The organism is Caulobacter sp. FWC26 (assembly GCF_002742645.2).
In the GTDB taxonomy this organism is placed as follows: domain Bacteria; phylum Pseudomonadota; class Alphaproteobacteria; order Caulobacterales; family Caulobacteraceae; genus Caulobacter.
This window is the reverse complement of the sequence record NZ_CP033875.1, coordinates 361833-375939: the sequence shown is the minus strand read 5'-3', so window position 1 is coordinate 375939 and position 14107 is coordinate 361833. Positions and strand designations below refer to the sequence as shown.

The window sequence follows — 14107 nt, the reverse complement described above, 5'->3', positions numbered from 1 at the left end:
CGCCTAGAAAAAATCCAACTCGCCGGCCTCGGCTTCCCAGGCCGCCTGCTCGCTGGCCCGCAGCCGCACGACCAGATCGGACAACCCCAGGCCTTCCAGCAACGGCTCGATCGACAGGCTCCATTCGCCGGAAGCATGCTGACCAATGCGCTGCAGCACGGCGGAAAGCCCGTGCAGGCGTTGGCTGAGCTCGTCCAGAGCCTGCAGCCTGGTCAAGCTGGGCAAGGCCGCGCCGCCGTCGGCCAAGTCGCCGACGAGATGCTCGCAGTCCTGGCAGATGGCGGCGGCCGACGCCAATTCCGCCGCCAGACGACGCGACAACTCGCCAACCAAAAGATGCTCTTCCGGCGGAACGGTCGTGTCGGTCTGAAGCGGCGATACGGCCATGAACTAGAACAGATCCACGTCGCCGCTCGCCACCGCTGGCATCGGCGGAGGAGTCGGGCGGCGGACGTCCTGCGGCGCGTTATCGACGGCGACGAGGCGCTGACGGACACGGCCCGAAGCCGGCCAGAACTCGACTCGGCGGGCGGAGACGCCGCCCGTGCTGGACGACACGATCGGGATGCCTTCGTCGCGCAGAAAGCGCTCGGCGAAAGCCGCGTTGCTGGCGCCCACGTCCGACAGGCCATCGAACAGCTTGGCGCCGCCAAAGATCTTCGCCTCAAGACGCTCGCGACGCGCGCCGCGCTTCAGGAGGTCGTTGATCAGCACTTCCATCGCATAGGCGCCGTAACGCACGGCGTCGCCGTCGCGCCGGCCATCGCCAGAGTCGGGCAACAGGAAGTGGTTCATGCCCCCGACACCGCTCTGCGGATCGCGGATGCAGGCGGCGATGCAGGAGCCCAGCACCGTGGTCATCACCACGTTGGGGTCGGTCGACACATGGCTCTCACCTTGCGTCACGTGAACCTTGATCGCCCGTTCCGGGTCGTCGTGATGGAATGACGTCATGTGAGCTGCCCGAACACTTGCTCGATCTTTTCCTTCAGCCCTTGGACGGTGAAGGGTTTGACGCAGTAATTGTTGACGCCGAACTGCACGGCGCGCTGCACCAGCTCGCGGTCGGCGCGGCCCGTCAGCATGACGAACGCGGTCTGGCGGATTGGCGGGTGCGAGCGAACGGCCCGCAGCAACGCCAGACCATCCATCTTCGGCATGTTGAAGTCCGAGATGACGAGGTTCGCCGGCTTGGCCAGAAGGTTCTTGAGAGCCTCCTCGCCATCGGGAGCCTCACGGATGTCCTTGAAGCCGATCTGCTGCAGCGCATTGCGGATCAGAGCCCGCATGGTGAGCTGGTCATCGACCACGAGTACGGAGATGGTGCTAGCTTGCGGCATGGTCTATCGCCTCGCGGAGGCCAAATCGAGGATGGACTGGCCCATGGAGGACAGGCTGACCTGCTTCTCCACGGCGCCAATTTCGAAAGCGGAACGGGGCATGCCGTAGACGACGCAGCTTGCTTCGTCCTGGCCCAGCGTCTTTGCGCCGGCCTTGCGCATGCTCAGGAGACCCTGCGCGCCGTCGCGGCCCATGCCGGTCAGGATGACCCCGACCGCCTTGTCGCCGACCGCGTTGGCCACCGAGTTGAACAGAACGTCCACCGAAGGCCGGTGACCGCTCACCGGATCGCCCGCGACAAGACGGCACCGCAGGCCGGCCGAGCGAACGACCTCGAGGTGTGTGGCGCCGCCTGGTGCGACATACACCTTGCCGGGCTCCAGCAGCGCGCCATCGGTGGCTTCCTGCACCTTGGCGCCGCTCGAGCGGTCCAGGCGTGCGGCGAAGCTGGCGGTGAAGGTCGCCGGCATGTGTTGGGTGATGACGGTGGGCGGGCAGGTCTCAGGGAACAGCTGCAGGATCGTCAGCAGAGCTTCCACCCCGCCGGTCGACGAGCCGATCGCCACGATGTCGCCCGAGGGCATGAAGTCCTTGCGGCGCGGCGCGGCCGCGCTGGGCGCGGCGCCGGCGTTGGTGCGAACCGAGGCGCGCGCCGCGATCTTCACTTTGGCGACGATCTCGGCCAGCGCTTCCTGAGTGCCGGTAGCGTCGGCGGGCTTGCCCACGCAGTCCACGGCGCCCAGTTCCAAGGCTCGCAGCGTCATCTCGGCGCCGGCCTGGGTCAAGGTCGAGACCATGACGACCGGCATGGGCCGCAGGCGCATGATCTTCTCGAGGAAGTCGATGCCGTTCATGTTCGGCATCTCGATGTCCAGCGTGACGACATCGGGGTTCAGGGCCTTGATCATGCCCCGCGCCTCGAACGGGTCGCCGGCGCCGCCGACCACCTCGATATCCGGGTCACGATTGAGGGCCGCCGAAATCAGGCTCCGCATCGTGGCGGAGTCATCGACGACGAGAACGCGAATCTTGGCCATTAGCGCCCCACCTTCCGATAGGCGGTCAGGCCGCAGCTCTCGAACGCGGTCACGGACGTACCGACCCGTTCGGAGTGACCGACATAGAGGCGACCGCCGGGGGCGACGAGCGGCGCGAACCGGTTCCAGACGCGCTCCTGAGTGGGTTCATCAAAATAGATCACGACATTCCGACAGAAGATGGCGTCGAACGGGCCTTTCATTGGCCAGGACGGACCGTTGAGATTTAGTTCGCGGAACGCGACCAGGCTTCGGGCGGCCTCGCAGACACGCCAGCTCCGGCGATCGCTGGCGTCGCGTTCGAAATACTGACCGCGCGCGGCCGCCGGAATGCCCTCCAGCAGGGACTCGTCGTAGACGGCGGCGCGTCCGGTCGCGAGCACGTTGGTGTCGATATCCGTGCCCAGAATCCGGATGTCGAGATCGGCGGCGTTCGGCCAAACCGACAGCACCGTGAACGCGATCGAGTAGGGCTCCTGCCCCGACGAGCTGGCGGCCGACCAAAGACGCAAACGGCGGCCCGCGCGAACCTGATCGGCCATGGGCTCGAGAACATTGGCGCGCAGGTCGTCGAAATGGTGCGGTTCGCGGAAGAAGCGCGTGACGTTGGTGGTCAGCGCCCGGAGCATTTCCTGGCTTTCGTCGTGCCCCTTTTCGCTGGCGACGAACGCGCAGTATTCGTTGAAGGAGCGCATGCCCAGGGAGCGCAGGCGCTTGGCCAGACGCGAATAGACCAAGGTCGCCTTGCTGTCCGGAAGGCTGATGCCGGCCAGATCGTAGAGCAGCGCGGCGATGCGCTTGAAGTCTTGGGACGTGAACGCGAACTCGCCATCGACGATGGCTTCGCGGCGGTCCGAAATAGGCGCGGAGACAGAAGACATCAGGCGGCCAGGGCCTCCCGTTCAGGCAAGATCCGATCGAGCGAGATTTCGCTGATCATGCGTCCCTCGACCGAGATGATCCCTCGGACGAAACTGCGGACGGCGTCGCAGGCGACGTCGGGGGTCGGTTGGATCATATCGTCGTTAATCGACAGGATGTCGGACACCGCGTCGACCAGCAGACCCACCGTGCGATCGCCGGCCTTGACCACGATGAACACGCTGCGGACGGTCGGCTCGATCACCGGCATGCCCAGGCGGCACGCCAAGTCCATGATGGGCAGCACCGCGCCGCGCAGGTTGATAACCCCGCGCATGTAGCTGGGTGACTGCGGCAGCGTGGTCGCGGGGCTCCAACCCCGGATTTCGCGCACGGCCATGATGTCGACGCAGTACTCCTGCTCGCCCACGCGGAAGGAGATCAGTTCGCGGCGATCAGCGCTGGTGGCGGTGGCATGATCGGTCATGACTTACTCCGCTGCGATCAGGCTGGGCTCGGTGGGACGCGGCGCGCCCCCCTCGCGACGGCGCAGGTTGATAGTGGCGTCGACGTCCAGGATAAGGGCCACGCGGCCATCGCCCAGGATCGTCGCGGCGGCCACGCCCTCGACCTGCTGATAGTTCTGTTCCAGCGACTTGATGACCACCTGGCGCTGGCCATGGATGGCGTCGGCCACCAGGGCGGCGCGCGAACCGTCCTCGCCCTCGACCAGAAGAACCACCCCGTCGGTCGGATGCGGGCTTTCCTCGCGGTAGCCCAAGGTCAAGCCCACATCGATCAGCGGCACGAAGCTGTCGCGGACAGCCAGCACTGAACCCACCGGACCCAGCGGACGGACCTCTTCCGGCTTGGGACGCAGGCTTTCCACGATCGCGGCCAGCGGAACGACCAGGGTCTCGCCGGCGACGTCGACCACCATGCCGTCCAGGACGGCCAGGGTCAGCGGCAGGCTGAGGGTGAAGGTCGAACCTTGGCCCGGACGCGACGAGATCGAGATTCGGCCGCCCAGGGCCTGAACGGAGCGCTTGACCACGTCCATGCCAACGCCACGGCCCGACACGTCCGAAATCTTTTCGGCGGTCGAGAAGCCCGGCAGGAAGATCAGGTTGTCGATCTCTTCGTCGGTCAGCTGCAGATCGGGCGCGATCAGGCCCTTCTTGACGGCGATGCCGAAGACGCGCTCGCGGTTGATGCCCTTGCCGTCGTCGGAAACCTCGATGACGATCCGACCGCTGCGGTGCAGAGCCGCCAGGCGCACGACGCCTTCGGGGTTCTTGCCGGCCGCCTTGCGCTCCTCGGGGCTTTCCAGCCCGTGGTCGATGGCGTTGCGCAGCATGTGCGTGATCGGGTCGGACAGACGCTCGATGACCGTCTTGTCGACTTCGGTGTTCTCGCCGTCCATCACCAGGCGGGCATGCTTGCCCGTCATGTTGGCGACTTCGCGAACCAGGCGCGGCATGCGCTGGAACACCGACTTCACCGGCTGAGCGCGGATGGCCATTACGCTGTCCTGGATCTCGCGCGTCAGCTGTTCCAGCTCGTCGAGACCCATGGCCAGGTTGGAGGAAGGAGCGATGCCATATTCGCCGACGCGTTGCGCCAGCATGGCTTGGTTGATGACCAGTTCGCCGACGAGATCGATCAGGCGATCGATGCGCTCGGGGTCAACGCGGATCACCGATTGGCCGGGACCCGGCACCTCGACGGGGGTCGCCTTTTGCGGCGGCGGGGCGACGGCGGCGGCCTTGGCGGCCTCGACAACCGGCGCGGCTTCAACCGGCGGCGCTTCAGCGACCGGCGCGGCGACCTCGACCGGCGCCGGAGCGGGCGGCTCGACGGCGGCCACGGGCTCGGTCGTGGTGATCAGGGCGGCGACCGCTGCTTCGACAGAGGCCTCGCCCCGGGTGATCTCGAGATCGCAGTCGCCATCGACGAACTCGAAGACCTCGCGGATGGCGCTCTCGTCCTGTTCGGTCTCGAGGCGGACGCTCCAGGTGACAAAGGCGGCCTCAGGGTCGAGGTTCTCCAGAGCCGGCAACGCGCTGTCGTCCAGCGTGGCCTTGATCGGGCCAAGGCGGTTCAGTTCGCGCAGGAGCAGCGCGGTCTCGTTCGCCTTGCGATAAAGGTCGGACTTCGGACGGATCGACACCGTCCAGACGTTCGACGGGATCAACTCGGCGTCGGCCGCCTGGGCTTCGACCGTGATCGTCTGCGGAACGAAGACGAAACCGAGGTCGTCTTCTTCCATCGCATCGTCATCGGCGCCGATGACGATGGGCGCGGCTTCCTCGACAGGAACCGCAGCAGCGACGGGCGCAGGGGCCGCCGGCGCTGCGTTCGGATCAGTCCACTGCGCCAGTTCGGCGGCCATGGCGGCGGAGGCGGCCATGTCGACGTCGCCAAGGCCGCGCGCGGCGCTGACGTGGTCGGCCAGGATGTCGGAAGCGCGAAGAAGCACGGCGGCCAGTTCGACCGTGTTCGGCACCGACCCGCCGCGGACGGCGTCCAGCAGAGTCTCGAACACGTGGGCGAAACGCACCAGCGGCTCGAGGCCGAAGGCCCCGGCGCCGCCCTTGATCGAATGGACGGCGCGGAACACGGCGTTGACCGTCTCTAGGTCGCCCGCGCCTTCTTCCATGGCCAGGAGACCGCCTTCGAGGTCGGCGAGCAGTTCCTCGCACTCCTGAAAGAAGGTGACCTTGATGGCCTCTAGCTCGTCCATTCCCGTGAGTCCTAATTCGCGTCTAGCAACGGGTAATCAAAAACGGCGTACTGGTCCGTGACCTGGATCAGGCGGCGACGCGTCGGATGGCGTCGACCAGCTTTTCCGGGTTGAACGGCTTGACGATCCAACCCGTCGCGCCGGCTTCACGAGCCCGCTGCTTCTTGGCCGGATCGCTTTCGGTGGTCAGCACCAGGATCGGGATCGCGCGGTAATCGTCGTCAACGCGCACCGCCTCGATGAAGCCGAAGCCGTCCAGCTTCGGCATGTTGATGTCCGTGATGATCACATCGGGTCGATGAGCGGACAGGACTTCGAGACCATGCTCGCCGTCCACCGCTTCGACCACGTTGAAGCCCGCGCCGGCGAGGGCCATGCGCAGCATGTCCCGCATCGTCCGGGAATCATCGACCGTGAGAATCGTACGCGTCACGATTCAGCTCCTTGGAATTCCGCCGAAAGGAGCGCCCCTGCGGCGCCAAACAGACGGGTGGTTTCGACAAAGGCCTCGGAAGGCCCCTTAATGCAGAAGGATTGACCGTCCTGATCCCAGGCCTTGCGGGCGGCCAGAAGCACTTGCAGGCAAAGCCCGCCAAGTCGGCGAACCTGATCGGCCTCGACCGTGATCGCCGCGCCGCGACGTTCCAGCAGAGCGGCCTTCAGCGGCCCGGCCGCCTTTAGGTCCAGATTTTCGGGCAGCGCGATTGCGGCGGCCATTTAGAACTCCTCCCACCCGTCGGTCGCGGGTGCTTGTGCGACGGCCGCCGAACCACTGCTCCGGCCCGGGCGGGCGAAGGTGTTCAGGCGCGCCTGCTGCTCGGCGACCGGATTGCGCGCCGGGGCGTGTTGGGCCGTGTCGGCGGCGACCGGACGGGCGTAGGCCGACGAACCGCCCCCCACCTGGAAGCGAGCCATCAGTCGCACCAGCTCGGCGGTCTCACCCTTCAGCGAGTGGGTCGCGGCGGTCGACTGCTCGACCATGGCGGCGTTCTGCTGCGTGACCTGGTCCATCTGGTTCACGGCGGTGTTCACTTCGTTCAGGCCCGTGGCCTGCTCCGCAGCCGAAGCCGCGATCTCGGTGACCAGGGCGTCGATCTCTCCGACCTTCGCTACGATGCGCTGCAGCGCCTCGCCTGTCTGACCAACCAGGCTCACCCCTTGGCTGACCTGTTGCGTGGAGCTGGAGATCAGCGTCTTGATTTCCTTGGCCGCCTCGGCCGAGCGCTGAGCCAGGGCGCGAACTTCCTGCGCGACGACAGCGAAGCCGCGGCCCGCCTCGCCCGCTCGGGCGGCCTCGACGCCGGCGTTCAACGCCAGGAGGTTGGTCTGGAAGGCGATCTCGTCGATGACCCCGATGATTTGGCTGATCTGCTTGGACGAGTTCTCGATCTCGCCCATGGCCGAGACTGCCTGGTGTACGACTTGGCCGCTATGCGTCGCTTCGCCACGGGTGGTCGAGACGACGTCTGAGGCCTGACGAGCGCCGGCGGCGGTGCGGCGCACCGTGGCGGTCAGTTCGTCCAGCGCGGCGGCGGTTTCTTCCAGGCTGGCGGCCTGTTGTTCGGTACGGCGCGACAGGTCGTCGGAAGCGTGGGCGATCTCGTCGGCGCCGGTGCGCAGGCCGTCGGTCGAGGCGGCGATGACCTTCATCGTCTCCTGCAGCGAGCCCATGGCGGCGTTGAAGTCGTCCTTCAGCTTGCGGTAGTCGCCGGGGAAATCGGCGGTGACCCGGAAGGTCAGATCGCCCGAGGCCAGCTTTTCCAGACCCTCGGCCAGGTTGGACACCACCAGAGACGCTTCCTTGGCGGCGGCGGCGGCGGCGGCTTCCTTGGCGCGACGTTCATCGGCCGTGAGGGCCGCTGACTTCTCCTGCTCGGCGCGAAGCTGCTCAAGGTGCAGCTGGTTGTCGCGGAAGACCTTCAGAGCGGTGACGATGGCGCCCAGCTCGTCACCGCGCGTCATCTTCTCCAAGTCGATGGCATTGTCGCCCTTGGAAAGCTTGTCGGTGGCGGCGGCGATGTCGTTGATCGACTTGCGGGTCGTCATCACGGTCAGGAACGCCAGCGCGCCGACCGCGCCCAGGGTCAGCAGCGACATCACCACGGTGACGCTCATAGCGGCGGTGGCTTGGGCCTGACGCTTGGCGGTCTCGGTCTCGATGCGCTGATTGGCGGCGGCGACGACCTGGTCCAGCTGACCGGTCATCTTGGCGTATTGTTCCTCGAACGGCGCGATGAATCCGGCCGCCATGTTGAAATCGACGCCGATCATCCCGCTGACGGTGTCGATCGCGCTGCGGCATTCCTCAAGCGACTTGATCAACTCGGCGATCTTCGGCTGCTCGGCGGCCGGCAGCTTGCTCTTCAGCGCGACCAGATCCTTCTTGACCGCATCGGTCTCGGCGAGAACGGCGGCCATACGCGCATCGTTCTTATCGACGTCGATATTGCCGGCCTTGTGGGTCATCACGACGAACAGTTCGCCGTTGATGTTCGAAATGCGCTTGGAAATCCGCTGGATTTCCAAGTTCTGCCGCATGTCGCTTTCCACGACCTGCTTCAGAGCAGCCGACTGGCTTTTCTGAACCATGATGGCGCCGCCGGCCATCAGAGCCAGCATCAACAGCGCGAACGCCGGCGCGAAGCCGATCTTGATGATCAACGGTAGATCGACGAGACGTATCCGTTTCATCGCGAGGTCCCCTCCAACCAGCGCTCCGTGCCCACGGATCGCCAAACTGAAGTGGAATAATCCCGATAGAGTCCTAACAGACTCTGACTTGGTTAAGGGAAGGCGGCGCTTTCCGGTCGGTTCTGGGCTGAATGGTCATTTAGTCGCAGCCCTGAACGCGCGGATTCTATAAAGCGCCCGGTCTGGATCGAGAATCCCGCACGTGGTGATCATGGTTAGCCGAAAGTAAATATTGAATATTGCCGTGCTACTCAGGATATCTTAACTCGCACCTGCGAGATTGCTCCTGCGTCCGGTTGGCGCATCGTCCATGGGACGTGAATTTATTACTAGGAGCAGCGGGATGAAATATCCGATCGCTATTGCCGCGGGAATCGCTGGCAGCTTTTTCGTCGCCCAGGCCGCCTCGGCCGCCGGTGGTTTTGAAGATCAAATGAGCCGTTGCCTGCAGCAGTTCGCCAATACGCGCGACGCCGCGCAAGTCATGCTTGAGTGCAACGCCGACGGCGGCAAGCTTTCGGACTGCAAGGTCGTGGACAACAGCGCTGCGGGCAAGGGCTTCGACAAGGCCGCCATGTGCATCGCCGAAAAGCTGCCGATGGGCGCCAAGACCGGCACAGTGAAGGTTCCGTTCCGCTTCCCCGGCGGCGCGTAAGCGTCCTTCCGAAGGAACACAAAGCGCCCCCGTCGACTTGGTCGACGGGGGCGTTCTGCTTTCTAGCGCTTACTCAAAAGGCTCCGGACGGCTGCCGACGGAGATCACCCGCGTCAAAACGCCGCGCCCTTGATGGTCCTGCCCCGGCGGCCCGAACCCTAGAACTCCCGCCACTCTTCCTTGAGCGCAACGGCGGCTGAGCTGCGCGAAGGGGGAGCGGCGGATCCGGGGCGCATCGTGGGGCGAGGCGGCGGACTCGCCACAGGCGCCGGCGCGATGCGCGTGGTTGGCTTCGGTTCCGAGCGACGGACGGCGGAAGTTCGGAAACTTTCGACCTGGCGGACCAATTCTCCAGTCTGACTTTTGAGCGAGTGGGTCGCGGCCGTCGTCTGCTCCACCATGGCCGCGTTCTGCTGAGTTACCTGATCCATCTGGTTCACGGCCGTATTGACCTCGTGAAGACCGCCGGCCTGTTCCTGGGCTGAAACGGAAATCTGGGCGATCAGTTCGTCGATCTCCGCCACCTTCGAGACAATGCCGCGCAGCGCCTCGCCGGTCTGCCCCACCAGGTTGACCCCGGCCTCGACCTGCTTGGTGGAGGTGTTGATCAGGGCCTTGATTTCCTTGGCGGCTTCGGCCGAGCGCTGAGCCAGCGCTCGAACCTCCTGGGCGACGACAGCGAAGCCCTTGCCCGCCTCACCGGCTCGGGCGGCTTCGACCCCCGCGTTCAAGGCCAGGAGATTGGTCTGGAATGCGATCTCATCGATCACGCCGATGATGTTGCCGATCTCCCGTGAACTCGTTTCGATCTCGCCCATCGCCGCCACGGCTTGGCTGACGACGGCGCCCGAGCGCTCGGCGTCGGTCTTGGCGCCCGCGACGACGTCCTGCGCCTGCTTGGCGCCGGCGGCCGAGCGGCGGACGGTGGCGGTGATTTGGTCCAGGGCCGCAGCGGTCTGTTCCAGGCTGGCGGCTTGCTGTTCTGTGCGCCGCGAAAGATCGTCGGCCGCGACGCTGATCTCCTCGGTGCTGGAGCGGATGCCTTCCGTAGCGCCGCCCACGCCGCACATGGCCTGGTCCAGCAGCTCCACGGCGTGGTTGAAGTCGTCCTTCAATTTCCGGAACTCGCTACAAACGTCGCCATCCAGGCGGGCCAGCAGATCGCCTGAGGCCAGACGATCAAGCGCTCGGGCCAGCAGGGTGACGACCTGCTCTTGCCGCGCCTGAGCCGCTTGCTGCTCCGCCTCGAGCCGCTTTCGTTCGTTATCCAGGGTTTCCAGATAGATCGAGATCGCGAAATCCATGTCCAGGAAGATCGCCTTCATCAACGCCGCGACCGCCTCGCCGGCCTGACGAGAGTCGCCCTTGGCCAGCAGCCCCTTGGGCCACATGGAGTCGATCACGGCCCGGACGAGATGGTCTCCGACCACGGCGTAACCGCCGATGTACCATCGCGGCTCCAGGCCGATCCGCGCGTGGGTCTGGCCAATCGCGCGAACCGCCCGCACATAGTCGTCGCTGAAGTCCCCCTCGGCGATCACGCTCCAGTGCGTCTGCTGACGGGCGCTGGCCGCGTCCATGTGGCGCTCGTCGCTGAAGAACGCGCGCGTCTCCGGGGTGGTCCGGACCTTGCCATAGAAGCTCGCCAGCGCTTTGCCGATCTCGGCCCGGATGACCGGACGGAGATCGCGGAGCGCCGATCGTGCCTTGTCATCGATGCCCATGAACGCCGTGCGTTCACCGATCGCATAGTCCTGGCTCATGGCCGTCCCCGTCGTTTTCACGTAGAGGAAGTCTCTGCCCTGATCCTTAATCAGGCATTAAATGTTCTCGCCAGGAGCGCGACACCTCGCCGCACAGACCCCAGAGTTGCAACCGATTGCACGCCTCAAGCCGTCAGGCCCACGCTCGGAAAGGCGCGGATTATCGACAGCCTAGGCCCACTCAGCCGCTGATGCGACCGCTCGTCGCACTCACCCGCCGCGCTTCAGAGTCTCACGCGCAATGATCAGTTGCTGGACTTGGCTGGTGCCTTCGTAGATGCGGAAGATCCGCACGTCGCGATAAAGCCGCTCGATCCCGTAGTCGGCGACATAGCCGGCGCCGCCGAACACCTGCACCGCCCTGTCCGCCACGCGACCCACCATCTCCGAGGCGAACAGTTTCGACGAGGCGGCTTCGAGGGTGACGTTGACCCCGGCGTCGCGCTTCCGAGCGGTCTCCAACACCAGCGCCTTGGCCGCCAGCGCCTCGGTCTTGCTGTCGGCGATCATGGCCTGGATCAGCTGGAAGCTGGCGATCGGCTGGCCGAACTGCTTGCGCTCGGAAGCGTAGGCCACGCAGTCGGCGATCAGGCGCTCGGCCACGCCCACGCAGACGGCGGCGATGTGCAGTCGGCCGCGGTCCAGCACCTGCATGGCGACCTTGAAGCCCTCACCTTCCGCGCCCAGACGGTTCCAAGCTGGCACGCGGACATTGTCGAAGGTCACGTCGTGGATATGAGCGCCTTGCTGGCCCATCTTCTTCTCGGGCTTGCCGACCGTGAGGCCCGGCAGGTCGCGCGGGACCAGGAAGGCCGAGACCCCAGCCCCGCCCTTGGCCTCGGGGTTAGTGCGCGCCATCACCGTGAACAGCGAGGCCTTGCCAGCGTTGGTGATGTAGCGCTTGGAGCCGTTCAGGATGTAGTGGTCGCCGTCCAGCGTGGCGCGGGTCTGCACCGCAGCGCTGTCGGAACCGGCCTCTGGTTCAGTCAGGGCGAACGAGGTGATCACCTCGCCCGAGGCGATCCCCGGCAGCCACTTGGCCTTCTGCTCGGCGTTGCCGAACATCACGAGGCCCTGGCTGCCGATCCCGACATTGGTGCCGAAAACCGAGCGGAAGGCCGGCGAGGCGCGGCCCAGCTCAATGGCCACCAGCGCCTCTTCCTCCATGGTCAGGCCAAGCCCGCCAAACTCTTCCGGGATCGTCAGGCCGAAGAGCCCAAGACCCTTCATCTCCTCGATCACATCGTCCGGAACGGCGTCGTTCTCGGCCACCTGGGCCTCGATCGGACGCAGGCGCTCGGCCACGAAGCGGGCGACCGTGTCGATCAGCTGTTCACGAGTTTCCAGATCGAGGGCCATACGCTTCGTCTCCCGAAATTCCCTGGTCCCTCGCGGAGGCCGCGAGGGGTGGCGTCAAACGCTTGTTTTGCCGGGAACTGTAGCGATGGTCCTCGAGAATGGAAGCCTTCCCTTACGCCCGTTCCTGCTGGGCCAGCACGCTCTTGCGCATGCCGTAGGCCAGATAGATCACCGCCCCGATCAGGTGGGCGTAGAGGAAGTAGAGCTGGGTCTTGGCCGGCAGGCTGACGAACAGATAGAGGCAGCCCAGGATGCCGGCCGGCGCCACGACCTGCCAGAACGGCGTCGAGAACACCCGAGGCCGGTTCGGCTCGCGCAACCGCAGCAGGATCACCGAGGCGCCGACGGCGATGAAGGCCCACAGCGTACCGGCGTTGGCCAGCTCGGCGATGTCCTTCAGCGACAGCAGGCCCGACAGCACCGCCGACAGCACGCCGGTCAGCAGGGTCATCATCACCGGGGTGCCGGTCTTGGCGTTCACCTTCGACAGCGCGCGGGGCAGCAGGCCATCGCGCGCCATAACGAAGAAGATCCGGCTCTGGCCGTACATGAAGGCCAGGATCACGGTCGGCAGCGCCACGACGGCGGCCAGGGCGACCAGCTGGGCGATCCTGCCGTGGTTCAGGCTCTCCAGGATGAAGACCAGCGGGGCCTCGCTCTTGGAGAAGATCTCGGTGCGCGAGGCGCCGATCGAGACGGCGGCGACGATCATGTAGATCGCGGTGCAGGCGGCCATCGAGCCGACGATGCCAATGGTCAGGTCGCGCTTGGGATTCTTGGTCTCTTCAGCGGCGGTCGACACCGCGTCGAAGCCGTAGAAGGCGAAAAAGATCAGGCTGGCGGCGGCCATCACGCCGATCTTGGCCGCGTCGCCGGCCGCGCCTTCCGGCACGTGGGCCTGGAAACCGTTGGGCATGAACGGCGTGAAGTGAGCGATGTTGAACGCTGGCAGGCACAGCACGACGAAGACGATCAGGGCGATGATCTTCACGAAGACCAGCACCATGTTGACCGTGGCGCTCTCACGGGTGCCGAGCGCCAGGAGTCCGGCAACCGCCATGGAGATGAACACGGCCGGCAGGTTGATCAGCCCGCCCTGGTGAGGACCCGCCAGCAGGGCGTCGGGGAAGCCGATCATCTTGAAGAGGCCGTGCGCGTGCGCCGACCAGCCGACGGCGACCGCCGCGCAGACCAGGGTGTATTCTAGGATCAGGCTCCAGCCGACGAACCAGGCGACCGGCTCCCCCATCGCCGCATAGCTGTAGGTGTAGGCGCTGCCCGAGGCCGGGATCATCGTCGACAGTTCGGCGTAGCAGAGGGCCGCGCAGGCGCAGACGGCGCCGGCGATCAGGAAGGACAGGATCACGCCCGGCCCGGCCAGGCCCGCCCCGACGCCGGTCAGGGTGTAGATGCCGGTGCCGACGATAGCCCCGACGCCCAGAGCCACCAGGTGCGGCCAGCTCAGAGTCTTCTTCAGTTGATGGCTGTCCGCATGACCGGCGGTGATGGTGTCGATGGCCTTGCGGCGCGTCCAGAAGCTCACTTTTCGGGTCCCTCCGACCAGAGCATGGCAGCCGAAAGTGTCAGCGGTTTCGGCGTCCGCCATGCTCTGCAAATTGTAGCGAGCCTGTTTAACCGCTTCGGATCGAGATCCGAA

14 protein-coding genes are annotated in these 14107 nt (G+C 65.7%); 1 reads left to right on the top strand and 13 read right to left on the bottom strand.

Features of this window, described 5'->3' with window-relative positions; translation table 11 throughout:
• Window positions 1-3: 3 nt before the first annotated feature.
• The 10 genes from CSW63_RS03490 to CSW63_RS03445 all read right to left on the bottom strand — a co-directional run bounded on the left by CSW63_RS03490 (window position 4) and on the right by CSW63_RS03445 (window position 8673).
• Complete coding sequence (locus CSW63_RS03490; protein WP_062095141.1) at window positions 4-387, bottom strand: hypothetical protein; 384 nt, start codon at window positions 385-387, stop codon at window positions 4-6.
• A gap of 3 nt (window positions 388-390) precedes the next feature.
• On the bottom strand, window positions 391-954 hold the full coding sequence (locus CSW63_RS03485) for a chemotaxis protein CheD (protein WP_062095139.1): 564 nt from the start codon (window positions 952-954) through the stop codon (window positions 391-393).
• Entirely contained in the window at window positions 951-1340 is a 390-nt protein-coding gene (locus CSW63_RS03480) for a response regulator (RefSeq protein ID WP_010918325.1), read from the bottom strand. Before CSW63_RS03480 ends, CSW63_RS03485 begins: the two co-directional genes overlap by 4 nt.
• Window positions 1341-1343: 3 nt before the next feature.
• On the bottom strand, window positions 1344-2378 hold the full coding sequence (locus CSW63_RS03475) for a chemotaxis response regulator protein-glutamate methylesterase (RefSeq protein WP_062095137.1): 1035 nt from the start codon (window positions 2376-2378) through the stop codon (window positions 1344-1346).
• A complete protein-coding gene (locus CSW63_RS03470; protein ID WP_062095135.1) occupies window positions 2378-3259 on the bottom strand; it encodes a protein-glutamate O-methyltransferase CheR in 882 nt (293 codons plus the stop codon). Before CSW63_RS03470 ends, CSW63_RS03475 begins: the two co-directional genes overlap by 1 nt.
• The gene (locus tag CSW63_RS03465; protein ID WP_062095133.1) at window positions 3259-3726 is read right to left on the bottom strand and encodes a chemotaxis protein CheW; all 468 of its coding nucleotides are present in this window, start codon (window positions 3724-3726) and stop codon (window positions 3259-3261) included. Before CSW63_RS03465 ends, CSW63_RS03470 begins: the two co-directional genes overlap by 1 nt.
• Before the next feature lie 3 nt (window positions 3727-3729).
• A complete protein-coding gene (locus CSW63_RS03460; RefSeq protein WP_062095131.1) occupies window positions 3730-5982 on the bottom strand; it encodes a chemotaxis protein CheA in 2253 nt (750 codons plus the stop codon).
• 67 nt (window positions 5983-6049) lie between these two features.
• Window positions 6050-6415, bottom strand: a complete 366-nt coding sequence (locus tag CSW63_RS03455; RefSeq protein ID WP_062095129.1) for a response regulator — start codon at window positions 6413-6415, stop codon at window positions 6050-6052.
• On the bottom strand, window positions 6412-6699 hold the full coding sequence (locus CSW63_RS03450) for an STAS domain-containing protein (RefSeq protein ID WP_062095127.1): 288 nt from the start codon (window positions 6697-6699) through the stop codon (window positions 6412-6414). The genes CSW63_RS03455 and CSW63_RS03450 overlap by 4 nt, the downstream gene beginning before the upstream one ends.
• Window positions 6700-8673 (bottom strand): methyl-accepting chemotaxis protein, encoded by a 1974-nt coding sequence (locus CSW63_RS03445; protein WP_062095125.1) that lies wholly within the window; start codon window positions 8671-8673, stop codon window positions 6700-6702. It lies immediately after the preceding gene.
• Between the two features lie 343 nt (window positions 8674-9016).
• Here CSW63_RS03445 and CSW63_RS03440 point away from each other — a divergent pair, with 343 nt between their 5' ends.
• Window positions 9017-9328 carry a hypothetical protein gene (locus tag CSW63_RS03440; protein ID WP_062095123.1) on the top strand — a complete coding sequence of 104 codons (312 nt, stop codon included), beginning with the start codon at window positions 9017-9019 and terminating at the stop codon, window positions 9326-9328.
• A gap of 158 nt (window positions 9329-9486) precedes the next feature.
• Here CSW63_RS03440 and CSW63_RS03435 read toward each other — a convergent pair whose 3' ends face one another.
• The 3 genes from CSW63_RS03435 to CSW63_RS03425 form a co-directional block, all read right to left on the bottom strand.
• Window positions 9487-11091, bottom strand: a complete 1605-nt coding sequence (locus tag CSW63_RS03435) for a globin-coupled sensor protein (protein ID WP_062095121.1) — start codon at window positions 11089-11091, stop codon at window positions 9487-9489.
• A gap of 210 nt (window positions 11092-11301) precedes the next feature.
• Window positions 11302-12450, bottom strand: coding sequence for an acyl-CoA dehydrogenase family protein (locus tag CSW63_RS03430; protein WP_062095119.1), 1149 nt, complete (start codon window positions 12448-12450; stop codon window positions 11302-11304).
• Between the two features lie 112 nt (window positions 12451-12562).
• A complete protein-coding gene (locus CSW63_RS03425) occupies window positions 12563-14014 on the bottom strand; it encodes an amino acid permease (RefSeq protein ID WP_168193730.1) in 1452 nt (483 codons plus the stop codon).
• Window positions 14015-14107 lie beyond the last annotated feature (93 nt).

Coding starts and splice junctions, on each gene's coding strand:
- CSW63_RS03470 (WP_062095135.1), bottom strand. CDS start 3,259: ATGTCTTCTGTCTCCGCGCCTATTTCGGACCGCCGCGAAGCCATCGTC.
- CSW63_RS03480 (WP_010918325.1), bottom strand. CDS start 1,340: ATGCCGCAAGCTAGCACCATCTCCGTACTCGTGGTCGATGACCAGCTC.
- CSW63_RS03460 (WP_062095131.1), bottom strand. CDS start 5,982: ATGGACGAGCTAGAGGCCATCAAGGTCACCTTCTTTCAGGAGTGCGAG.
- CSW63_RS03485 (WP_062095139.1), bottom strand. CDS start 954: ATGACGTCATTCCATCACGACGACCCGGAACGGGCGATCAAGGTTCAC.
- CSW63_RS03445 (WP_062095125.1), bottom strand. CDS start 8,673: ATGAAACGGATACGTCTCGTCGATCTACCGTTGATCATCAAGATCGGC.
- CSW63_RS03440 (WP_062095123.1), top strand. CDS start 9,017: ATGAAATATCCGATCGCTATTGCCGCGGGAATCGCTGGCAGCTTTTTC.
- CSW63_RS03450 (WP_062095127.1), bottom strand. CDS start 6,699: ATGGCCGCCGCAATCGCGCTGCCCGAAAATCTGGACCTAAAGGCGGCC.
- CSW63_RS03475 (WP_062095137.1), bottom strand. CDS start 2,378: ATGGCCAAGATTCGCGTTCTCGTCGTCGATGACTCCGCCACGATGCGG.
- CSW63_RS03490 (WP_062095141.1), bottom strand. CDS start 387: ATGGCCGTATCGCCGCTTCAGACCGACACGACCGTTCCGCCGGAAGAG.
- CSW63_RS03435 (WP_062095121.1), bottom strand. CDS start 11,091: ATGAGCCAGGACTATGCGATCGGTGAACGCACGGCGTTCATGGGCATC.
- CSW63_RS03430 (WP_062095119.1), bottom strand. CDS start 12,450: ATGGCCCTCGATCTGGAAACTCGTGAACAGCTGATCGACACGGTCGCC.
- CSW63_RS03465 (WP_062095133.1), bottom strand. CDS start 3,726: ATGACCGATCATGCCACCGCCACCAGCGCTGATCGCCGCGAACTGATC.